We start from the raw sequence: 21,253 nt of genomic DNA, 5'->3' as shown, positions 1-21,253 counted from the left end.
ACTGCAGGTTCAGCGAACGGCAAGCTGGCTGAGGATAGTCTGTCGTTCGGGATTCTCCGCAACGGGCTACTTCAGGGAAGCGATTATGATGCCGCTGCATACTCTGCGCCGAACACTGGCACTGCTGTTCTGTCTCTCACTGCTCAGCGCCTGCGACCAGGCCGGGCAGTCTGACCCTGCCGATCAGGCCCCTGTGGCCACGCCTGCCGAAACCACAGGTGACACGGCGGCTCCCACAACGCAAGTCCCGGCTGTCGCTGCCGACACCGCGGTAGTGCAGGCGAATTCCGGTGCGGATAGCGCTGTAGCGACCACCTCTGAAGCCACGGCCGGGGCCGGGGCCACAGATCCGCTGACCCTGCTGGATATCAGCGAGCGCAACCATGACGGCCGCAACGAAGTGGCGATCCGTTTCTCAATCCCGCTCGACCCACGCCAGAAACTGCAGGACTTTATCGATATCAGCGCCAAAGCGGCCGATAGCAGCGCAACGGTTGCCGTCGATGGCGACTGGGTGCTGGATCAGGCGGGTAAGACGCTCTGGTTTCCCGCCACCCAGCCCGATACCACTTACCAGATCAGCGTCAGACGCGGCCTGAAGGCCGCCAATGGTGCCCTGTTGACGGCTGAATCACAGGCAGAGATCCGCAGCCGCCACCTCAATGCCAGCGTCAGTTTCGACTCCGACGGCCTGCTGCTCACTCAGGGACTGGGACGCGGGTTGTCGGTCAGCACGGTAAATGTGGCGGCGGTGAATATCGACTTTTTCCGTATCCGCCCCGACAAGCTGCCGCGCTTCCTGCGCGAGGTGCAGTACGGTGGCCGGTCCCTGTGGGGGGTCGAGAACCTGACCCAGTGGGGCGAACTGGTCTACAGCGGCCGCTACGACCTCGACCCGGAAGCCAATAAGCGCAGCCAGCGCACTATCAACGTCGAAGGGATCGACGCGCTGCAGCCCGCCGGACTTTACCTGGCGGTAATGCTGCCTCAGGGCCAGTACGGGCAGAAGCAGGTCAGCTGGTTCAGTATCACCGATATCGGCCTGCACGCACGCTTTTACAACGGACAGCTGGATATCTACGCCAGCTCGCTGGCCAGTGGTAAGGCACGACAGGCAGTTGAGGTCGAGCTATTGGATAAGGGCGGTAAGGTGCTGGCGCGGCAAGCGAGCGGGCCCGAAGGCCGCAGCCGCTTCCAACCACTGCCGGAGAAGGCCACGCTGGCGCTGGCCCGGCAGGGCAACCACTTTGCCCTGTTGCCGCTGAAAAGCCCGGCACTGGACCTGTCAGCCTACGACCTGGGCCAGCGGCCACAGCGGCCATACGAACTCTTTGTCTATGGCCCGCGCGACCTCTACCGCCCCGGCGAACAGGCCGACTTCGCCGCCCTGCTCAGGGATGGCGATGGCCGTATCAGCCAGTCACCACTGCTGGACGCCCAGCTGCGCCGCCCCGACGGCACTGTGGCGAAAAGCTTCCGCTGGCAGCCGGACAACGGCGCTTACTACCGCCAGCAGTGGCCGATCCCCGACAACGCCATGCGCGGGCGCTGGGAGCTGGTGCTGAGCGGTGCCGCCCTGTCACAACCGGTCAGCTATCCGTTTCAGGTCGAGCAGTTCCTGCCTGAACGAATGGAGTTGCAGTTCAACTCCGGCAACAGCCAGCCCCTGCGCCTGACACCCGGGCAGGCGCTGCAACTGCCGGTCAGCGGGGCCTACCTCTACGGCGCACCGGCCGCGGGCAACCGTCTCAGCAGCCGCATACAGGTAAGCCAGTGGCGACATCCGGTGGCCGCGCTGGCGCAGTTCCAGTTTGGCGATATCCGCGAAACGGCACCACTACAGCCGATCGAGCTGAGCGATATCCGGCTGGATCAGCAGGGTCAGGGCACGATTCAATCCCCCGCTCACTGGGCCAAGGCCCGATCGCCGCTACGGCTGAATATCAGCGCCAGCCTGTATGAAAGCGGCGGCCGGCCGGTGCAGCGCAGCTATCAGGCCGAAGTCTGGCCCGGCCCGGCCCAGCTGGGGATTCGTCCGGCCTTTGGTGACCTCAACCCACCACAAAACAGCCGGGTAGAGTTTGCCCTGGTCAAAGCAGATATCGATGGCAGCCTGCACCCCAGTAAGCCGCTGGATATCCGCCTGATCCGCGAAGATCGCAGTTATTTCTGGGTCTACAACGAACATCGCGGCTGGCATTACGAATGGAGCGACAAAGAGTATCCGGTCGCCGTGCAGAACCTGGCGCTGGATGGCCAGCAGCCGCAAGCGGTCAGCTTTGAGGTGGAGTGGGGCCGCTACCGGCTGGAGGTCTCCGAGCCGGCCAGCGGCCTGCTCAGCAGCCTGCGCTTTCGCGCCGGTGAGGACTGGTACGAGCGCTGGCAGCGGGCACAGCAGGGTGGCAGCGCGGCCCGCCCCGATCAGGTGGGGCTGAGCCTGGACAAGGCCGCCTATCAGTCCGGCGATACGGCCAGGTTGCAGATCGATCCGCCGGCGGCCGGCGAGCTATTGCTGATGGTGGAGGGCGACCAGCCACTGTGGATCAAGCGTATCCAGGTACCGGCGGAAGGGATGCAACTGCAGATCCCGGTCGATCCGGCCTGGCAACGTCACGATCTCTATATCAGCGCCCTGCTGCTGCAACCGGGCCGGGCCGATGCCACAGTGCAGCAGGCTGCCCGGCGCACACCGAAACGGGCGCTGGGACTGATCCACCTGCCCCTGTCACGCCAATCCCGTCGCCTCGGGGTTGAACTGCAGGCACCGGAGAAGATCGAACCGAACCGCACCCTGCAGGCCGAAATCCGCCTCAGCAGCCCCTCTGGCGAGCCGCTGCCACAGAATGCCCGGGTCACCCTGGCCGCCGTGGATGTGGGCGTACTCAGCCTGAGTCGCTTTGAGACACCCGACCCCTTTGAGGGCTTTTTTGGCCAGCGCCGCTACGCGGTCGAGAGCCGAGATCTCTACCATAAGGTGATCGAGGTCTCGCAGGCCGCCAATGCCCGGCTGCGCTTCGGTGGCGATGCCGACCTGGCTCGGGGCGGGGCGGAGCCTGCCTCCGATGTACAGATCGTGTCGCTGTTCAGCGAGGCGGTCGACGTGGACAGCGATGGCATTGCCCGGGTCGAGCTGGCTATCCCGCAGTTTAACGGCCGCCTGCAGCTGATGGCACTGGCCTTCAGCGATCACAGCTACGGCAGCGGCGAGGCCGAGCTGACGGTGGCTTCACCGCTGGTCACCCAGCTCTCCAAGCCCCGTTTCCTGGCCAGTGGCGACCAGTCAGTATTACAGCTGGACCTGACCAACCTCAGTGGACAGTCGCAGCTGCTGACCGCCGAACTGGCGATCAGCGGCCCGGTCGAGCTGGCAGCTGAAGCCCTGCCCGACCAGTTGCTCTCGCTGGACGATGGCGAGCGCCACAGCCTGCGCCTGCCGGTGATTGCCAGCGGTTACAGCGGTCGTGCAGAGATCCGCCTGACCCTGAAGGGCGAGCATCTGCAGCAACCGATCGAGCGCCACTGGACACTCGGTGTACGCCCTCCCTGGCCGGCGCTGCAGCGTCAGGATCAGCAGCTGCTTTCCCCCGGCGACCAATACAGCCCGGCACCGGCCCTGCTGCAGGGCCTGCGGCCTGAGACCCTGGCCGCCCGCCTGAGCCTCTCATCCAGCCCCGACCTGAACCTGGCGGCTCAGCTGGATGGCCTGCTGCAGTATCCCTATGGTTGCCTGGAACAGACCGGCAGCCGGGCCTGGCCGCTGATCTTTGCCGATCCGCAGGCGCAGCAGCTGTTCGACCTCAAGCAACTCGACCAGCAGCAACGCCGTCAGCAGGTCGAGGCGGCGCTGGACCGCATCACCGCCCTGCAGCGCCGTGATGGCGGCTTTGGCCTCTGGGATAACCGCTCCGACGAGGAGCACTGGCTCGGCGCCTATGTGGCCGATTTTATGCTCAGCGCCCGTGCACAGGGTTATAGCCTGCCGCAGGGTGTGCTGGAGAAGGCCCTGACCCGGCTGCAGCAGTATGGCCAGCGGCGCGGCGGCTTTTTCGATGAACGCTGGAGCGACAACAGCCAGCACTACCGCTTTGCCTACAAGGCCTATGCCGCTTATGTATTATCACGCAGCAATCAGGCCTCGCTCGGCAACCTGCGCCTGCTGTTTGATCGCCAGCGCCAGCATGCCCGCAGTGGCCTGTCACTGTTGCACCTGGCCCTGGCCCTGCATCAGGCCGGTGACCGTATCCGGGCCCAGCAGGCACTGGCTGAAGCCCTGAAAATCCGCCGCGGCCAGGGCTATCTGGGTGACTACGGCAGCGCAATCCGCGACCGGGCCATGATGATCCACCTGCTGCTGAAACATCAGCTGATCAGCGATAAAGCCCCGGCCCTGATGCTGGCCCAGCAACTGGCGACAGAGTTGCAAGGCCAGCGCTGGCTCAGTACCCAGGAACGCAATGCGCTGTTCCTCGCCGGGCTGGCACTGGAGCAGTTCGGGGGCGCGCCCTGGCAGGCGCAGTTAAGGCTGGGTGAGTCAGAACAAACCCTGAGTGGCAGCCAGAGCCTGCAGCGTGCGCTCGATGGCTCGGATATCAGCGGCCCTGCACGGGCTACAGAGCAGGGCAGGGCGCTCAGCCTGACCAACAGCGGTGAGCAGCCGCTGTTCCTGAACCTGCAGCTGTCGGGCTATGGTGACCAGCCACCGGCTGCGATCAGTCAGGGAATCAGTATCGAACGCCAGTGGTTTAACCTCAAAGGCGAGCCGGTCTCACCGGCCCGCGTGCGCAGCGGCGATCAGTTGCTGGTCCACCTGCGCCTGCGCAGTCAGGAGCGGCTGCCGGATGTGCTGCTGGTCGACCTGCTAGCGGCCGGTTTCGAACTGGAGAACCAGAACCTGGCCCATGCGGCCGACCTGGAGTCGCTCAGCATCGATGGCCGCAGCATCAGCGAGCTGCTGGCCGATACCCGGCTGAAGCATCAGGAGTACCGCGACGACCGCTATGTGGCTGCGCTGGAAGTCACGCCCTGGCAGGGTGCCGACCTGATCTACCTGATACGGGCGGTCACGCCGGGACGTTACAGCCTGCCCGCGACACTGGCCGAGGATATGTACCGGCCGCAGATCCGCGCCGTTTCGGATACCCCGGTCACGATTGAGATCAGCCCCGGTGGCACGCCTTAAACTGCCGGACAGCAAGGGGATACGGCGCCCGGCGGCGGCCCTGCTGCTGGTCGTGTTGACGATCGGGCTGACCGCCCTGCTGCTGGACTGGCGCTATCCGCTCAGGCTGCCACAATCGGAACAGCTGTTTGCCCGGGTCGTGACCGACCGCCAGGGCGAACCGTTGCGCGCCTTTGCCGATGCCCGCGGTGTCTGGCGCTACCCGGTGAGCGCCGATCAGGTCTCACCACTCTACCTGCAGGCCCTGCTGGGCTACGAGGATCGCTGGTTCTACCGGCACCCGGGCATCAACCCGCTGGCGCTGGTCCGCGCCGCCTGGCAGAACCTGCGCGCCGGACGGATCATCTCCGGCGGTTCCACCCTGTCGATGCAGGTCGCCCGCTTGCTGCATCCGCACCGTCGCAGTCTCGGCGGCAAGCTCCAGCAGATGCTGCGCACCCTGCAGCTGGAATGGCACCTGAGCAAACAGCAGATCCTTGAGTTATACCTCAACCTGGCGCCCTTTGGCGGCACTCTGGAAGGGGTGCAGGCCGCCAGCTACAGCTACCTGGGTAAGTCGGCGGCAGAACTGAGCCATGCCGAAGCCGCCCTGCTGGCAGTACTGCCGCAGGCACCGACCCGGCTACGTCCCGATCGTGCCCCGGCACGGGCACAGCAGGCGCGGGATAAAGTATTACAGCGCCTGGCCACACTGGAGATCTGGCCACCGACAGTCAGCCGGAGGGCAATGCAGGAGCCCGTGGCGGCGTTCCGGCCAGAGCAGCCCAACCTGGCACCGCTGCTGGCCCGCCGTCTGATCCGCCAGTACCCGCACCAGCGCCTGATCCGCTCCAGCATCGACCGCCAGCTACAGCAGGCGCTGCAGGATTATCTGGCCTACTATATCCGTCGCCTGCCGCCACACAGCTCGGCCGCGGCGCTGCTTGTCGATAACCAGGATCACAGTGTGCTGGCCTATGCCGGTAGCGCCGTCTTTGGCGACGCCGCCCGCAGCGGCCATGTGGATATGGTGCAGGCGATCCGCTCGCCCGGCTCGACCCTGAAACCCTTCCTCTACGGCATGGCGATCGAGGAGGGGCTGGTCCATTCCGAATCCCTGCTGAGCGATCTGCCGCTGGTCAGTGGCAGCTACCGGCCCGATAACTTCAGCAGCGGCTTTTCCGGCCCGGTCTCCGCCTCCGAGGCCCTGCAACGCTCGCTGAATATCCCCGCGGTGAGCCTGCTGCAGCGCTTTGGCAGCGCCCGCTTCGCCGCCCGGCTGGCCAACGCCGGCGCGCCGCTCAGCATCCCCGGCGACCGTGCCGGACTGGCAGTGATTCTCGGAGGCGCAGGGACCACGCTGGAACAGTTAGTTAGCCTTTACTCCTCACTGAGCACAGAAGGCCTGGTCTATCCGCTGCAGCTGACGCCCCCGGTCATGGGAGTTAAACCGGCAATACCACGCTACCTGATGGCCCCCGGAGCGGCCTGGATCAGCCGTCAGATCCTGTCCCGAATCCGCCGCCCCGGCGCCCCGCTGCGCCACAGCAGCCTGCAGGCCCGCCCGGGGCTGGCCTGGAAGACCGGCACCAGCTACGGCTTTCGCGATGCCTGGGCGATCGGCGTCAGCCAGCGCTACAGCATCGGCGTCTGGGTCGGCCGCCCGGATGGCAGCCCGCTACCCGGTCACTATGGCCGTATCACCGCCGGGCCATTGCTGTTTACCCTCTACGACCGGCTACAGGACGAGTCTGTACTGTCTGCGGCCCCCGATACCGTCAGTCGTGCTGCCATCTGCTGGCCGGAAGGCTTGAGTGTCGCAGAAACTCCGGCGGCACAGTGCCACAGGCGCCGTCAGGCCTGGCTGTTGCACCAGCAGATACCGCCCAGCTGGCAGCCCCACGGGCAAAACCCCGGGCAGGGCAGCCGGGTTCGCTTCTGGCAGGACAGCAAGACAGGTGAGCGCTTACTTCCCGGCTGCATCACGGACACTAAGGTACAGCGGGACGTCGCGCTCTGGCCCCAGGCACTGGAGCCCTGGTTACCGCCCCGCTGGCATCGCGCACAGCAGATTCCGCCGCTGTCAGCGCGCTGCAGCCACCGGGCACCGGATACAGCACCGTTACGGATCAGCGAGCTGCAGGCTGGCAGCCACTACCGTCTCAGTGACCGGCCGCAACTGACACTGACCGCCAGCGGCGGCAGCGGACAACGCTTCTGGTATATCAATGGCCGCTATCGCTACCAGGGCCCGCCGGATCAGGTGCTGCTGCATCCCCTGAGTCAACGCGGGCCGTTGCAACTGCTGGTAACCGACGAAAGCGGCAATATCGACCGGATCGCCATCGAAGTGCATTAAAAGACAGGGTAAATAGTCAAATAGCGCCCGATACCGATTGGTTCGGTCACGACGAAACGGTACCCTGCGCACTCCATCACCAAAGCAGCCAGCGAACAGTTAATTACCGATGCCTTTCAACCCGCGCCACCGAGCTATGCCTCTGGTCCTGATCCTGCTGGGAATCACCGTCCTCAGCCTGTTACCGATCGCCGGTCTGCCGGAAAAAACCGGCTTTACCGATAAGCAGAGCCACTTTATCGCCTGGGGCAGCGCAGCGCTGGTCGGCTTCACCCTGTTCCCCCGCGCCGGCTGGCGCATCCTGCTGTTGCTATTGTTCTGGGGAGTGGCGATCGAGTATGCCCAGCAGCTGATTCCCAAGCGCCAGTTCAGCGGTCTCGATGTGATCGCCAATACTCTCGGCATCGTGCTGGGCTGGGGCGCCGCCATGCTGTTACGCCGGCTGCGTTATGGCCGCTGGACACGGCAGGAGTGACGAAGTCCGGCGCCAGGCCCTAAGAACCGACTGCCATATTTGTCAGTCATGCCATTGACGACAGGTCAGGATCATCAGCAAGCCCGGTGACAGGCTGTGCCTGAGCCCACCTTGTCACAATATAAACCCTTCTAGATCATACCCTTAGACACCGTTCCCCAAAGCTGGCATCGCTGTTGCTATATCTGGTTAACCCAACGCTATAAACGGAGATTCCAGCCATGGCACATACACATGATGAAGAAGGTGTTGAAGTAATCGGTATTGTCCCATCCGTACTGATGGTGCTAGCAGGTCTGCTGGTCGCCATTTTTCCGGCGCTCGTGCAGCTGTATTTACTGATCGGCAACTGAGTCCGGCCCATCCGGCGCCGCAGACTGGCTGAACGGATGTCCCCCTCAGGCCTCTGACACAGAGGCCTGATCGCCATTTTCCTGTCCCGGCTTCCGGCCCAAGCCTCTATGTCACACCCTGATCTAAGTCCCTGATCCAAGCCTCTAGCCTAAGCTTCGACCCTTCAGGCCCCAACCGGGGCCTTTTTTACAGTGCCGTTCAGGCCTGCCGCACGCTTTCCGACTGAGGCGGCGGTGCCGCTGGCGCGCGCAACGCCACGATCATACCTAGACTCACCAAGCCGATACCCGCCCACTGCAACAGCACCACCGGCTGCGCCAGTAGCAGCAGGGCCGCCAGTGCCGCACCGCCCGGTGCCAGGGCACTGAACAGCGCGCCTTTTTCCGGCCCCAGCCGGATCACCGAACGGCCATAGGCAAATACCGCCACCACCGCCACCAGCAGGCCCTGATAAAAGCCCTGGAACAGCCACTGCCCGGCTGCCACGTCGGCAGGCCAGGGCGAGATCCAGTACAGCAGCGGTAGCAGCGGCAGGGAACCGATACAGGTGATGGCAACACCGGGCAGGGCCGGTACCTGCCAGCGCGCGGCGCAGACGGCATAAGTTGCCCAGAGCAGGGCGGAGGTACAGAACGCCAGCTCTCCAAGCCAGAACTGTTCGCCCAGCGGCTGGCTGGCGGCACCCGACGCAAACAGCCCCAGTCCGGCCAGCATCACCGCCAGGCCGGCAAAGGCACGGGGTGAGGGCCGGCGCCGTAGCCAGAGCCAGTTCAGTATCAGGGCGAATAACGGCACCAGGCCGAGGCTCAGCACCCCGGAGTGCGCCACCGGTGCGTACTGCAGGCCGGAGATATTGATCAGGCTGAAGGGAGCGCCGGCGGCACAGCAGAGCACCAGCAAACGCCACCAGCCCAGCTGGCGGAAGGTCGCAGCATAGCGCCACAGCAGCGGCAACAACAGTAGCGCCCCCACCAGAATGCGCAGGCTGACCAGGTCGTAGGGATTGAGTCCGGCCCGCAGGCCGAAGCTGGAAGCGGTGGTATGACCGCTCCAGATCAGTGCCGCCAGCAGGCCGTAGCCGACACCGCTGAGGCGGGGATCAGAATGTTTCATCGTTAGTCTCTCCGTGGTCTGGAGAGAAGACACAGGGGCCGGCCGATCATACGCCGCTTACCGCAGGATGGACAGCACCACTCAGGTGATCCGTACCGAGGCCGGGTCTACCTCCTTCAGCTCCAGCCGCTGGCGGGCAAACTGCTCGAAGCAGGTGATAAACTCCTGCGCCAGCCCGGTCAGGGGACGGTTGAGCGGGGTGATAAAGCCGAAATAGAACGGAATCGAGGGCGAAAATGGCCGGCTGACGCCGCCGCGCCGCGCATGCAGTTCGGCGGTAAAGGGGTCGATCACCGAGACCCCCAGCCCCTGCTCGACAAACGCCTGCACCGTGATAAACAGCTGGGTTTCGATATGCTGGTCCGGCTTCACCAGCGCCGCCTTCAGCGCCGCGTCGATACGGAACCGGGTCACGGTGTTAAGTTCGCCGATGGCGATAAAGGCTTCATTATCCAGTGCCGGGGCGTCGACCTGGGCCTGCCCGGCAAAAGGATGTCCGGCCGGGGCAATACAGCGGCATTCCACTTCGTAACAGGGACCGAAACTGATCTCGCTGCTCTCCACCGGCAGCATAATCACCCCCAGATCGGCTTGCTGCGCCCCCAGCAGGTTGGTCACCTCGACCGTATTATGTGGTGCCAGGTTGATCGAAACCCCTTCACGCCCCTGCATGAATTCCCCGATCACCTGCGGCAGGCAACTGAACGCCAGCGCCGGCATCGCCGCAATACGCAGCCGGCCGCGTTTGTTCATCCGGATCTGATCGGCGGCCTGGGCCAGGTTATCCATACCGATGAAGTGACGCCGGACCTCGACGAAGAAGGCATGCGCCTCCGGGGTCGGGTAGAGGCGGCTGCTGCGGCGCTCAAACAGGGTAAAGCCGAGCGATTCTTCCAGGTCCTTGATCAGACGGCTGACCGCCGGTTGCGAGACATAGAGCATCTGTGAGGCCTCGCTCATCGAGCCCGCCAGCATCACCGCCCGGAACGCCGTTAATTGCTTCGCATTCATGCAGTTACCCCATAGCTATCAGCTTTTTGTATAGATCGTTGAAAAAATTGTATTGGATGTTATGCGCTTGCGCCAATGATAATGAATCCACGAGAAGCACACAGGGCCGCGTTCTCAATTTTGTCCCACCCCAACCAATGGAGATCCTGCATGAGCATTGAACGTCTAGACAGCGGCAGCCGTATGAGCCGCGCCGTGATCCATAACAACACCGCCTACTTCTGCGGCCAGGTCCCGGCAGACGAAACGCAGGATATCCGCGAGCAGACCGCCTCCACGCTGGCCAAGATCGATGCCCTGCTGGCCGAGGTCGGCAGCGACAAATCCAAACTGCTGTCCGCCACCGTTTACGTGCGGGATATGAAGGATTTTGCGGCGATGAACGAGGTCTGGGATAGCTGGATCGAATCAGGTGCCGCACCGGCCCGCGCCTGTGTTGAAGCCCGTATGGCACGTCCGTCCCTGCTGGTCGAGATCTCTGCAATCGCAGCAGTCTGAGCCGCAGCCCGGGCTGTAACTGACACTGAACTGCCCCGGTATGCGGTAGCCTGCCGATACACCGGGTAAACTATAAAAATAAACCGAGGAAAGACAATATGACTTTTACCCTGCGCACCGTTGCCAAAGCCGTTGCCAAGGCCGCCGCAATTACCACCCTGGCTACTGTCAGCAGCCTGAGCATCGCCGGCGAGAAGTGGGATATGCCGATGGCCTATACCGACAGTAACTTCCATACCCAGAACGCCAAGGCGTTTGCCGAGGCGGTGAAGATTGCTACCGGCGGTGAGCTGGAGATCAAGGTACATGGCGGTGGCTCACTGTTTAAGGGCGGCGAAATCAAACGTGCGGTACAGACCGGCCAGGCCCAGATCGGCGAGCGAATCCTTTCCGCCCATGCCAATGAGAGCCCGGTGTTCGCCTTCGATTCAGTGCCGTTCCTGGCCACCTCCTTCGAGGAATCCGAAAAGCTGATGACTGCGGCCCGTCCGACACTGGAGAAGCTGCTGGATAAGCACAACCTGGTGCTGCTGTACTCCGTGCCATGGCCTCCGGGTGGTTTCTATGCCAAGAAAGCCCTCGACAGCGGTGCTGACCTGAAAGGGGTGAAATTCCGCTCCTATAACAGCGCCACCGCGCGCATGGCCGAGCTGTCCGGTGCCGTTCCGGTACAGGTTGAAGCTTCCGAGCTGAGCCAGGCGCTGTCCACCGGCGTGGCTGAGTCCTTTATCTCCTCCGGTGCCACCGGCTATGACCGTAAGGTCTGGGAGCACCTGACTCACTGGTATGACGTCAAGGTATGGCTGCCGCGCAACTATGTCTTCGTCAACAAGCAGGCCTGGAACGGTCTGGACGAAAACACCCAGAACATCGTTAAGGGTCTGGCACTGATGGCAGAGAAAGCCGGTGCGGCACGCTCTGAGCAGCTGGCCGGCTGGTATATCGAGCAGCTGTCCGCCCACGGCATGAAAGTCGCGCCGGCGGGTGAAAAGCTGGCAGCTGATTTCAAACAGATCGGTGACACTATGACCAAGGAATGGCTGTCCCAGGCCGGTGCTGACGGTCAGGCAATCCTGAACGCTTACAACAAGTAAGCCCCGTTCAGCGCTCCCCAACCCGGATATTTTCTGGCGGATGGCAACAGCCTCCGCCAGCTTTTTCCGCGCCACGGTTTACACTTAATCCTACGACGTACTTCAATATGAATAGCAAAACCATGACTCAGGCGCAGAAAGGATCTCCTGTGCTGGTGCTGCTGCGCAAATGCCTGGATGGGCTTTACACGCTGTCTGGTCTGGTTGGTGCCCTGTTTCTGGTCGCCATCCTGCTGATCATCGTGGCTCAGATGGCGTCGCGCTGGCTTGGTATCCAGTTTCCCGGTTCGGCAGAATATGCAGGTTACTGCATGGCTGCCTCATCCTTTTTTGCCCTTGCATACACCCTGAACAATAACGCCCATATCCGCGTCAGCCTGATCCTCTCCCACCTCAAGGGACGGGTACGTCACCTGGCCGATATCTGGTGCCTCGGCGTCTCCACCCTGCTGGCGGGCTATCTGGCCTGGTACTGCATCCGCAATGTGCAGCTGTCACAGCTGATTCACGATATCTCTCAGGGCCAGGATGCCACCCCGCTGTGGATTCCGCAGCTGGCGCTGGCGATCGGCTCGGTGATCTTCACTATTGCCCTGCTCGACCACCTGATCCGCACCCTGATGAATGCTGATCATACCTTTGACGATACCCAGCATGTAGAAGGGGAGGAGTTCTGATGGACCACTATCTGTTGACGGGGATCTTTCTGATCACCCTGTTTTTCCTGCTCGGCTCCGGTATCTGGATCGGCCTGGCCCTGATGGGCGTGGCCTTTGTCGGCATGGAGCTGTTTACCAGCCGCCCGGTGGGCGATGCCATGTTTACCACCGTCTGGTCGGCTTCCTCCAGCTGGTCGCTGACGGCGCTACCGCTGTTTATCTGGATGGGCGAGATCCTGTTCCGTACCCGGCTGTCGGAAGATATGTTCCGCGGCCTGGCCCCCTGGATGGCACCGCTGCCGGGCCGCCTGCTGCATACCAATGTGGTCGGCTGCACCATCTTTGCGGCGGTATCCGGCTCCTCGGCCGCGACCCTGACCACCGTCGGCAAGATGTCGATCCCGGAGCTGAAGCGCCGTGGCTACCCCGACTTTATGATCTTCGGCACCCTGGTCGGCTCATCGACCCTGGGCCTGATGATTCCACCGTCGCTGACCCTGATCGTCTACGGTGTCACCATCAACGAATCGATCTCCAAGCTGTTTATGGCCGGTGTACTGCCGGGACTGGTACTGGCGGGGATCTTTATGAGCTATATCGCCGGCTGGTCCTTCCTGCGCCGCGATCAGGTGCCTCCGGCCGAGCCGAAGATGAGCTTTGCCGAGCGGCTGTATAACTCGCGCTTCCTGATTCCGGTGATCCTGCTGATCGGCCTGGTGATCGGTACTATCTATACCGGTGTTGCCACCGCCACCGAATCCGCCGCCTTTGGCGTCCTCGGCGCCCTGGCCCTGGCGGCCGGCCAGCGCTCGCTGACCAAAGAGGCACTGATCGAAAGCCTGCTGGGCGCAACCCGTACCTCCTGCATGATTGCGCTGATTCTGGCCGGTGCCGCCTTCCTTGCGCTGGCGATGGGCTTTACTGGCCTGCCATCTACGGTCGCGGAATATATCGGCTCACTGGAACTGTCACCGCTGACGCTGATCTTCGCGCTGATGTGCTTCTACATCATTATCGGCATGTTCCTCGACGGCATCTCCTCGGTGGTCCTGACCATGGCGGTGGTCGAGCCGATGGTGCGTCAGGCCGGTATCGACCTGCTCTGGTTCGGTATCTTCATCGTAGTCGTGGTGGAGATGGCACAGATCACGCCACCGATCGGCTTCAACCTGTTCGTGATGCAGGGCATGACCAAGAAACCGATCGGCTATATCGCTAAGACCGCGTTTCCGATGTTCCTGCTGATGGTGCTGATGGTCGGGGTACTGATCCTGTTCCCTGAACTGGCCACCTACCTGCCGGAAAACATGCGACAAACGCCGGGCTAAGCCCCGGCGACTCCCGGAAAACCCACTAGATCCAACGCCTGACGGCGGTTGCTCCGGCAACCGCCGCGGGCTCCTGCGCGCTAAATAGCGGAGATTTTGATGATGGACAGAGATCAGGCACCCGATATTACGGTCATTGGCGCCGGAATTATCGGTATCTCCTGCGCCGTTCAGCTGCAGGCCAGAGGCCTGCGGGTGGCGGTAATCGATAAACTGGCCCCCGGCGATACCACCTCCCACGGCAATGCCGGGGTATTTGCCGTCTGCGGCTGTATTCCGGTGGCGACACCGGGTTTCCTGTGGACAGTACCCCGTCTGCTGCTGGACCCGCTGGGACCGCTGTCACTGCCACTGAACTACCTGCCGAAGCTGGCCGGCTGGGGCACTAAGTTTGCCCTCAATACCCGGATGGAGCGCTTTCGCCATATCAGTAGCGCACTGAATCCGCTGCTGGAGAATGCCACCGAGCTGCATCTGCAACAGGCGCAGATGGCCGGCGCCGAACAGTGGGCCAAAGCCTCACCTTACTACTACCTGTATAAGGACCAGGCTGCCTACGAGGCCGATAAACTGGCCTGGGATACCCGGCGCAGCTTCGGTATCGAGTACGAGATGTTGCAGGGCGAAGCGCTGCACAGCCGCGAAGAGGCGATCTCGGATCAGTTCAACCTGGCGGTGGCGCTGAAGCACCACGGCTTCAGCCCGAACCCGGGACAGCTGGTCAAAGCGCTGGCCGAACACTTCGTGCGCCAGGGTGGCGAGCTGATCACCGGCGAAGTGGTGAAGTTTGCGATCAGCGACGGCCGGCCGGACAGCGTCATCACCGACCGCGGTATCTATCCACTGAATAAGGTGGTGATCGCTGGCGGCGCCTGGTCCGCCCGACTGGCGGAGCAGCTGGGTCACAAGGTACCGCTGGAATCAGAGCGCGGCTACCATGTGGAGCTGAGCGATCCCGGTGTCGAACTGAAAGCACCGATCATGTTCAGCGCCGGCAAGCTGGTGGCGACGCCGATGGAGGGCGGTATCCGCCTCGCCGGGCTGGTCGAGTTCGGCGGCCTCAAGGCCGATCCCGATTACGACTTCTGTGACCGCCTGCTGCACCATGCCAGGACCCTGTTTCCGGGTATTAATACCCGGCAGGCGATTAAGTGGATGGGCCACCGGCCCTCGGTCAGCGACAGCCTGCCGGTGATTGGCCAGTGCCCGCGGCACGATAATGTCTACTATGCCTTCGGTCACCAGCATATGGGGCTGAGCATGGCGCCGCGTACCGGCCATATTATTGCCGATCTGGTCAGCCGCGGTGACTGTGAGCTGGATTTGTCGCCCTATCGCATCGATCGCTTTTAGGCCAGACGCAATCCGGCAGTAGTGCTATCCTCAGCGCCATTTATTATCAGGGGCCCTTGCCCGGAGCATTAATGGAGCTGAAACATCTGCAGGCCTTCTGCCTCACCGCCGAGCTGGGTTCGGTCTCGGCCGCCGCCCGGCGGCTGGGTAAGGGCCAGCCACTGCTGAGCCAGTGGCTGGCTGACCTTGAGGCCGATCTCGGCGTGCCACTGCTGGTCCGCAGTGGTAACCGCTGCCAACTCTCTGCTGCCGGTGAACAGCTGCTGCCCCAGGCGCGCCAACTGATCACGCAGGCCGGTCAGCTGGCCGGGGCGGCGACACAGCTGAGCCGGGGCGAGCCGCTGCATCTGGCGATTGGCCTGGATGACTGGCTGCCACAACAGCCGGTTACGGCGGCACTGTCACACTTCCTGCAGGCCCATCCGGAGCTCTGCATCAGCCTGCAACGCTATCCGCGCCAGGAACTGCTGCAACGCCTGACGTCAGGCGAGTTACAGCTGGCACTGGCAACGGAAGAGCAGATTCACCTCCCGGGCATCCGCTACAGCCGCATCGGCGTCTACGAGGACTGCCTGGTCGCCGCGCCGGATTTTGCCCTTGCCGGTATCAGCAACCTGCAGCCGGAGCAGCTGGTACAGCACCGCGAACTGGTGCTGAGTCAGGAAGGGGACGAGGATAGTCAGGAGCAGGGCTATGGCAGCTGTTTCGCGGCGATCAGCGATATGCCGCTGCTGCTGTCACTGCTGAAGTCCGGATGCGGTTATGCCATGCTGCCCAAGGAGAGCATTGCGGCGCCGCTGGCCGCTGGCGACCTGGTGCTGCTCCAGATCGCCTTCGAGCCGGCCGCGATGCTACGCCGGGTCGAGCTGCTGTGGCGGCAGGAGCTGGAGCAGAGCCAGGTGGTACAGCAGTTGCTGCAGCTGATCCGGGAACAGCATCAGTTCCGCACCCTTTAGCCGCACAGGCCGCAACGACTACAGCGCTTCGGCGCGCCAGGTTTCCTCTCCCGCCAGCAATGTCAGCAGTACCCGGGTCTGGCTGATCTTGCTCACCGGGGTGCTGAACAGATCCCGGTCGAGCACCACCAGATCCGCCGCCTTACCCGCTTCCAGCGAACCGGTCAGCGCGTCCTGTCCCATCAGGTAGGCCGCATTAATGGTATAAGCACGCAGGGCCTGGGTCAGGCTGAGGCTCTGGGATCCCCGCTGCAGGGCATGCTGGACGCCGATAAAGGGCGACATCGGGCTGACGGTCCAGTCACTGCTCAGCACCACCGTGGCACCGGCATCCTGCAGGTCCTTCAGGCGGTACATTTTTTCTGCCCGGTGTCCGACATAGGGCCGCTGCCAGTGTGAGTAGCCGGGCAGGGTAAAGGTCCCGGCCACCTGCATATCGGCGATCACGCCCAGCCCGGCGAAGCGTGGCAGATCACTGTCGGCCACCATCTCGACATGGGTCAGGCGGTGCCGGCGATCCTGCTGGGCAGATTGCCGCTGCGCCGTCTCGATTGCATCCAGCGACTCGCGCACCCCGCGGTCACCGATGGCATGGATATGAAAATCAAAGCCGACCGGCCCCAGCGCTTCGATATAGCGCTGCATCCGCGCCTGAGTGAAATAGTTCAGTCCCCGTGACGGCACCCGGGGCAGGCTTTCGCGGTAGGGCTGCAGCAGCGCCGCCGTGGTATTGTGCACGATGCCATCGCTGTACAGCTTGACCTGGTTAACCTGCAGCAGGCTGTCGGGATTGCGCTGATAGAGCCGTTTCAGGGTCTTCAGCTGCAGCTCATCGTCCATATCCGGATAGGCCCAGAGGCCCAGGTTGACCCGCGCATTAAGCAGGCCTTCCGCCTCGGCACGCTGCCACACCTCCAGCCAGCCGCGCTGCCAGTAGACCCGGGCATCACAGAACGAGGTGATGCCGTTGGCGGCCACCTCTTCCAGGGTATAGCGTAACCCCTCATAGTTGATCTCCGCCGCCAGCGGGTTGGGCTTGAGTGCAAGGTTGAATACCTGTTCTGCCGCCGCATCGAGCAGGATACCGTTGGGCTGGCCTGCGCCATCATGCAGTATCACACCGCCCTGAGGATCAGGCGTATCGGCATCAATCCCGGCCTGCCGCAGCGCCGCGCTGTTCACCCAGGCCGAGTGGGAGCTCTGCTCCATAATCGCCACCGGCTGCCCGGGCAGCATACGATCGAGCACCGCGCGCGGGCTCTCTTCCAGTTCCAGCAGCATCTCCAGCGAGTGACCATAGGCCAGCAACCAGTCACTGCCCTCGGCCCGGTCGGCACAGTCGCGCAGCTGGCGCGCATAGTCTTGTACGGACTCTACGGTCTCCAGCGAGCAGTTGCCACCGACCTCGCTGCCCCCCTCCAGTGCATGGATATGGCTGTCATGGATCCCCGGCAGCACCATCCGGCCATCCAGTTCGATTACCTCGGTAGCCGCGCCGATATAGGCTTCTGCGCCCGCATTGCTGCCGACATACAGCAGCTTTCCGCCCTGCATCGCCAGTGCCTGCACCACCCGGTCCTGTTGATCCGCGGTATAGATCACGCCATCCAGCAGCACCCGGTCCGCCGGGCCGGCCGCCAGGGCCGGTAGAGCTGTTACAGCCAGCGCCGCCAGCAGTGATTTAAGTTTTGCCATTATTCTGTCTCCTGATCCAGCCGCTATGCTACTCAGTCCGGATAGCGCGGTACAAATACTCAGTATCAGATATCCGGATAGCAACACCGGCCTGCCTGAGACTATCCGCTCAAAGCGCTGCCGTTAGCAGATCTCAGGGCAGCATAGCGGCACGGCAACGCACAGGAAGCAGGGACGCAGGGACGCAGGGACAGAGGGACAGAGGGACAGAGGGACAGAGGGACAGAGGGACAGAGGGACAGAGGGACAGAGGGACAGAGGGACAATACAGTCAGTCTTGCCGGGCCGGCGATTCGTCCGCCTTATAAAGGGCTGCATCAGGATAAAAGGCGTACCAGGCAAACCAGAAGACGGTGACGGCAGGCAATGGCTGTCCGGCCGGGTCAAATGCCGTGGCAGAGGCGGTGACCGGGTTATACCTCACCAGCAGCTGTTGCCCGCCAAGCTGATCGCGGATCTCCGTCAGGCCGCTGCGGCTCAGTTCACTGTAGGGATAGGCTTTGTGCTTGCCGCCCAGGCTGATTCCCAGTACCCGTTCTTTCGGATGATACTTCTGGCTGCTAAAGGCCACCGGAAAATACAGCCCTTCACTGCTGTCATAACCGGCGTAGGGATTGCGACTGTAATTACGCTGGTGACCGGTCTGGCGGGACAGCACCTGGCTGTCGGGGTGGAGGCGGCGCCACTCGCCCAGCGTCATCTGCTGCAGCGGCAACGAGGTCAGCCGGGTTCCCGCCAGAGGCCCGCTGATCGCTTCGGAGCGCAACTGCGACCAGAGCGACTCACTCTGGCGGTCGTACAGCAACACATCACTGTTGTAGAGCAGGCCAGAGACCCCGAACTGCAGGTTATCCTCAGCCACCGCCGCATCGAATGCCATGCCGCTGCCACAGAGCGGGCAATAGGTGATTGCCACCGCGCGGTCGGCAATACGGTCATTGACCACTTCATGCCAGTTCATAATCGCCAGCGGGTAGGCACGCGCCTCGCCACCGATCTCAAGCCCCAGTACCAGGGCATCATCGCCCAGCCAGCGCACGGCGATGGCAGCGGCTTCAAATCGCGGCTGGTCTATCGAGGGAATACCATCACGCGGCGGCCCGCCCTGATAGATCTCAGTGTGGGCAATACGGCTGTTATCGAGGTTAAAGCCATTCAGGCTGGCGGCCGAAAGAAACAGAGAGTGGCTGAGCAGCAACAAGGCGAGGGTAATAAATAGCAGTAAGCGAGAGAGCATAGGTCGGCCCGAAGCTGGAGAGATATCAGCTTGGAGTCAGCCTTGAGGGAAAGATTCCCGAATTACAGGCATAAAAAAATCACCCGAAGGTGATTCTCTTTGAAGCGGCACCAATCGAAGAACGATTGGTGCAGATGGGGAGACTCGAACTCCCACGCCCTTGCGAGCACTAGCACCTGAAGCTAGCGTGTCTACCAATTCCACCACATCTGCGCTGTCGTTGCGTTTTTCCGGTCGCCTCCGGCAGCTCTTACAAGCTGAATTTTCACTTTCGTTGCACCGCATCTATGCCTAAGTATAAGCGATAGATTTGGTGCAGATGGGGAGACTCGAACTCCCACGCCCTTGCGAGCACTAGCACCTGAAGCTAGCGTGTCTACCAATTCCACCACATCTGCGCTGAAAGTGGGGCGTATTCTAAGCAGGCTTCCGGAAGCTGTAAAGGCCTTTTTTCAAAAAAATTAATTTTTTTACTCAGGCCGCATAAAGTCGACTGTTCAGCGCCGGATTTTCTAATAAAATGCCGGCTTTCAGCCGTAGCACGATGAACATTATCTTATGGAATATCAAAAGCTTCACGTAATGGTTGCTGATGATATGCAGGCAATCAGGATGCTCACCCGCTCAGTCCTGCAACACCTGGGTATTCGTCAGATCACAGAGTGTCCCAACGGCTATATCGCCTGGAAACGCCTGCGCGAAGAGCACTTTGACCTGATTATCTGTGACTGGGATATGCCCGAGATGGACGGCCTGACTCTGCTGCAGCATCTCCGCCAGTCGGAGGAGGAAAGGCTGCAGCAGCTGCCTTTTCTGATGCTCACCGGCCATGCCTCTACCGATATGGTGAGGCAGTGCATCAAGGCCGGTGTCAGTGATTTCGTGGTCAAGCCGTTTCAGCCCAAGGCACTGAGCGACAAGATCAGCGCCCAGCTGGCTCAGCGTGACAGGCAACCGGTCAGCTGATCGGCCAGTCCCTGCAGGTAGCTCAGATAGGCACCGGCCCCCGGTTTCTGGTCCCGCGCCAGTGGATCCAGCACGCCATGGCCCACTTCGACCCCTTCGGTAATCGCCTCTACCACCGCCGCCTTAAACTGCGGCTCGCTGAAGACACAGACCGCGGCGTTGTTTTCCAGCTGTTCGCGGATCTCCGCCAGGTGACGGGCCCCCGGCTGGCGACCCGGATCAACCGTGAAGTAGCCAAGCTGTTTCATATGATAGTGATCGACAAAGTGGCCATAGGCATCGTGGAAGACGAAGAAGCCCTTATCCTCGACCGCACTTAGCTGCTGACGCATCGCCTTGTCCGCCTTCACCAGGCGGGCAGCGAAAGTCTGGTAGTTCTGCTCGAAGGCGGCGGCCTGTTCTGGCGCCACCGCTTTCAGCTGGTCACGGATTTTGCCGGCCATCTCCAGTGCCAGGAAGGGATCAAGCCAGAGGTGGGGATCAACATCGCCATGGTCATGTTCGTCATGACCTGCATGCTCATCATGACCTTTGTGTTCGTCATGACCTTTGTGTTCGTCATGACCTTCATGCTCATCATGACCTTTGTGCTCGTCATGACCTTTGTGCTCGTCGTGACCTTCGTGCTCTGCATCCTCGGCACTCGCCAGCAACTGCAGCACCGGTGCATTGTTATCAGCCAGCGGGCGTTCAAGGAAGGTTTCCAGTGACGGGCCCACCCAAACCACCAGGTCTGCAGCCGCCAGTTTGCGACGATCGGAAGGTTTCATGGCATAGTGGTGAGGTGAAGCACCTGGCGGGATCAGGGCGCTGGTTTCCCCCTGTTCACCGACAATTTCGTCGGCGATCAGCTGCAACGGTTTAATACTGGTTACGACGCTTAACTTGTCTGCCACAGCAATCGTCGGTAGCAGGCCGAGTATCAGGGTGGAAAAAACTCTAAATTTCATCGATCATCAGATCCTGTGCCAATTTGATTCGTTATAATATAACAAAC

16 protein-coding genes and 2 tRNA genes are annotated in these 21,253 nt (G+C 62.2%); 11 read left to right on the top strand and 7 right to left on the bottom strand.

What is annotated here, in order from left to right:
• The first annotated feature begins 85 nt into the window (after positions 1–85).
• From Q354_RS0116430 to Q354_RS28895, 4 genes are all read left to right on the top strand, one after another.
• The gene (locus tag Q354_RS0116430) at positions 86–5,179 is read left to right on the top strand and encodes an alpha-2-macroglobulin family protein (RefSeq protein ID WP_051560213.1); all 5,094 of its coding nucleotides are present in this window, start codon (positions 86–88) and stop codon (positions 5,177–5,179) included.
• The gene (gene pbpC, locus Q354_RS0116425) at positions 5,166–7,517 is read left to right on the top strand and encodes a penicillin-binding protein 1C (RefSeq protein ID WP_156948397.1); all 2,352 of its coding nucleotides are present in this window, start codon (positions 5,166–5,168) and stop codon (positions 7,515–7,517) included. The genes Q354_RS0116430 and pbpC overlap by 14 nt, the downstream gene beginning before the upstream one ends.
• Before the next feature lie 136 nt (positions 7,518–7,653).
• A complete protein-coding gene (locus tag Q354_RS27540) occupies positions 7,654–7,992 on the top strand; it encodes a VanZ family protein (RefSeq protein WP_051560212.1) in 339 nt (112 codons plus the stop codon).
• 221 nt (positions 7,993–8,213) lie between these two features.
• Complete coding sequence (locus tag Q354_RS28895) at positions 8,214–8,345, top strand: hypothetical protein (protein ID WP_281174731.1); 132 nt, start codon at positions 8,214–8,216, stop codon at positions 8,343–8,345.
• A gap of 199 nt (positions 8,346–8,544) precedes the next feature.
• On the opposite strand, the gene Q354_RS0116410 is transcribed toward Q354_RS28895, so the two are convergent.
• Entirely contained in the window at positions 8,545–9,459 is a 915-nt protein-coding gene (locus tag Q354_RS0116410; RefSeq protein WP_027858548.1) for a DMT family transporter, read from the bottom strand.
• 81 nt (positions 9,460–9,540) lie between these two features.
• Positions 9,541–10,470 carry a LysR substrate-binding domain-containing protein gene (locus tag Q354_RS26165; RefSeq protein ID WP_051560211.1) on the bottom strand — a complete coding sequence of 310 codons (930 nt, stop codon included), beginning with the start codon at positions 10,468–10,470 and terminating at the stop codon, positions 9,541–9,543.
• A 150-nt stretch (positions 10,471–10,620) separates the two neighbouring features.
• On the opposite strand from Q354_RS26165, the gene Q354_RS0116400 reads away from it, so the two are divergent.
• The 6 genes from Q354_RS0116400 (at position 10,621) to Q354_RS0116375 (ending at position 16,358) form a co-directional block, all read left to right on the top strand.
• Positions 10,621–10,968 carry a RidA family protein gene (locus tag Q354_RS0116400; RefSeq protein ID WP_027858547.1) on the top strand — a complete coding sequence of 116 codons (348 nt, stop codon included), beginning with the start codon at positions 10,621–10,623 and terminating at the stop codon, positions 10,966–10,968.
• A 98-nt stretch (positions 10,969–11,066) separates the two neighbouring features.
• Complete coding sequence (locus tag Q354_RS0116395) at positions 11,067–12,062, top strand: TRAP transporter substrate-binding protein (RefSeq protein WP_051560210.1); 996 nt, start codon at positions 11,067–11,069, stop codon at positions 12,060–12,062.
• 107 nt (positions 12,063–12,169) lie between these two features.
• Positions 12,170–12,739 carry a TRAP transporter small permease gene (locus Q354_RS26160; RefSeq protein ID WP_211252275.1) on the top strand — a complete coding sequence of 190 codons (570 nt, stop codon included), beginning with the start codon at positions 12,170–12,172 and terminating at the stop codon, positions 12,737–12,739.
• Positions 12,739–14,049: a TRAP transporter large permease gene (locus tag Q354_RS0116385; protein WP_027858545.1), complete on the top strand. Its 1,311-nt coding sequence runs from the start codon at positions 12,739–12,741 to the stop codon at positions 14,047–14,049. Before Q354_RS26160 ends, Q354_RS0116385 begins: the two co-directional genes overlap by 1 nt.
• A 99-nt stretch (positions 14,050–14,148) precedes the next feature.
• A complete protein-coding gene (locus tag Q354_RS0116380) occupies positions 14,149–15,402 on the top strand; it encodes an NAD(P)/FAD-dependent oxidoreductase (RefSeq protein WP_051560209.1) in 1,254 nt (417 codons plus the stop codon).
• 71 nt (positions 15,403–15,473) lie between these two features.
• Complete coding sequence (locus Q354_RS0116375; RefSeq protein WP_027858543.1) at positions 15,474–16,358, top strand: LysR family transcriptional regulator; 885 nt, start codon at positions 15,474–15,476, stop codon at positions 16,356–16,358.
• Positions 16,359–16,376: 18 nt separating this feature from the next.
• On the opposite strand, the gene Q354_RS0116370 is transcribed toward Q354_RS0116375, so the two are convergent.
• The 4 genes from Q354_RS0116370 to Q354_RS0116355 form a co-directional block, all read right to left on the bottom strand.
• Positions 16,377–18,053 (bottom strand): amidohydrolase, encoded by a 1,677-nt coding sequence (locus Q354_RS0116370; protein WP_036230296.1) that lies wholly within the window; start codon positions 18,051–18,053, stop codon positions 16,377–16,379.
• Positions 18,054–18,324: 271 nt separating this feature from the next.
• A complete protein-coding gene (locus Q354_RS0116365; protein WP_036230294.1) occupies positions 18,325–19,290 on the bottom strand; it encodes a DUF3179 domain-containing protein in 966 nt (321 codons plus the stop codon).
• A 126-nt stretch (positions 19,291–19,416) separates the two neighbouring features.
• Positions 19,417–19,503, bottom strand: a tRNA-Leu gene (locus tag Q354_RS0116360).
• Positions 19,504–19,601: 98 nt separating this feature from the next.
• Positions 19,602–19,688: transfer RNA gene (locus Q354_RS0116355), tRNA-Leu, on the bottom strand.
• Between the two features lie 160 nt (positions 19,689–19,848).
• Between Q354_RS0116355 and Q354_RS26155 the strand changes: the two genes are divergently transcribed.
• Positions 19,849–20,256 (top strand): response regulator, encoded by a 408-nt coding sequence (locus Q354_RS26155; protein ID WP_036230292.1) that lies wholly within the window; start codon positions 19,849–19,851, stop codon positions 20,254–20,256.
• Here the strand turns inward: Q354_RS26155 and znuA are convergent.
• The gene (znuA, locus tag Q354_RS0116345; RefSeq protein WP_051560207.1) at positions 20,229–21,206 is read right to left on the bottom strand and encodes a zinc ABC transporter substrate-binding protein ZnuA; all 978 of its coding nucleotides are present in this window, start codon (positions 21,204–21,206) and stop codon (positions 20,229–20,231) included. The two genes, Q354_RS26155 and znuA, sit on opposite strands and share 28 nt — an antisense overlap.
• Between the last annotated feature and the right edge of the window lie 47 nt (positions 21,207–21,253).

The organism is Marinobacterium jannaschii DSM 6295, assembly GCF_000620085.1.
Taxonomy (GTDB): domain Bacteria; phylum Pseudomonadota; class Gammaproteobacteria; order Pseudomonadales; family Balneatricaceae; genus Pontibacterium; species Pontibacterium jannaschii.
Note: the sequence above shows the minus strand (reverse complement) of the source record. Positions and strands in the feature narration are given on the sequence as shown.

Excerpts from the sequence above, each read along its gene's own strand:
- Q354_RS0116430 (WP_051560213.1), top strand. The coding sequence starts at position 86 with ATGATGCCGCTGCATACTCTGCGCCGAACACTGGCACTGCTGTTCTGT.
- Q354_RS27540 (WP_051560212.1), top strand. The coding sequence starts at position 7,654 with ATGCCTCTGGTCCTGATCCTGCTGGGAATCACCGTCCTCAGCCTGTTA.
- Q354_RS28895 (WP_281174731.1), top strand. The coding sequence starts at position 8,214 with ATGGCACATACACATGATGAAGAAGGTGTTGAAGTAATCGGTATTGTC.
- Q354_RS0116410 (WP_027858548.1), bottom strand. The coding sequence starts at position 9,459 with ATGAAACATTCTGATCCCCGCCTCAGCGGTGTCGGCTACGGCCTGCTG.
- Q354_RS26165 (WP_051560211.1), bottom strand. The coding sequence starts at position 10,470 with ATGAATGCGAAGCAATTAACGGCGTTCCGGGCGGTGATGCTGGCGGGC.
- Q354_RS0116400 (WP_027858547.1), top strand. The coding sequence starts at position 10,621 with ATGAGCATTGAACGTCTAGACAGCGGCAGCCGTATGAGCCGCGCCGTG.
- Q354_RS0116395 (WP_051560210.1), top strand. The coding sequence starts at position 11,067 with ATGACTTTTACCCTGCGCACCGTTGCCAAAGCCGTTGCCAAGGCCGCC.
- Q354_RS26160 (WP_211252275.1), top strand. The coding sequence starts at position 12,170 with ATGAATAGCAAAACCATGACTCAGGCGCAGAAAGGATCTCCTGTGCTG.
- Q354_RS0116385 (WP_027858545.1), top strand. The coding sequence starts at position 12,739 with ATGGACCACTATCTGTTGACGGGGATCTTTCTGATCACCCTGTTTTTC.
- Q354_RS0116380 (WP_051560209.1), top strand. The coding sequence starts at position 14,149 with ATGATGGACAGAGATCAGGCACCCGATATTACGGTCATTGGCGCCGGA.
- Q354_RS0116375 (WP_027858543.1), top strand. The coding sequence starts at position 15,474 with ATGGAGCTGAAACATCTGCAGGCCTTCTGCCTCACCGCCGAGCTGGGT.
- Q354_RS0116370 (WP_036230296.1), bottom strand. The coding sequence starts at position 18,053 with ATGGCAAAACTTAAATCACTGCTGGCGGCGCTGGCTGTAACAGCTCTA.
- Q354_RS0116365 (WP_036230294.1), bottom strand. The coding sequence starts at position 19,290 with ATGCTCTCTCGCTTACTGCTATTTATTACCCTCGCCTTGTTGCTGCTC.
- Q354_RS26155 (WP_036230292.1), top strand. The coding sequence starts at position 19,849 with ATGGAATATCAAAAGCTTCACGTAATGGTTGCTGATGATATGCAGGCA.
- znuA (WP_051560207.1), bottom strand. The coding sequence starts at position 21,206 with ATGAAATTTAGAGTTTTTTCCACCCTGATACTCGGCCTGCTACCGACG.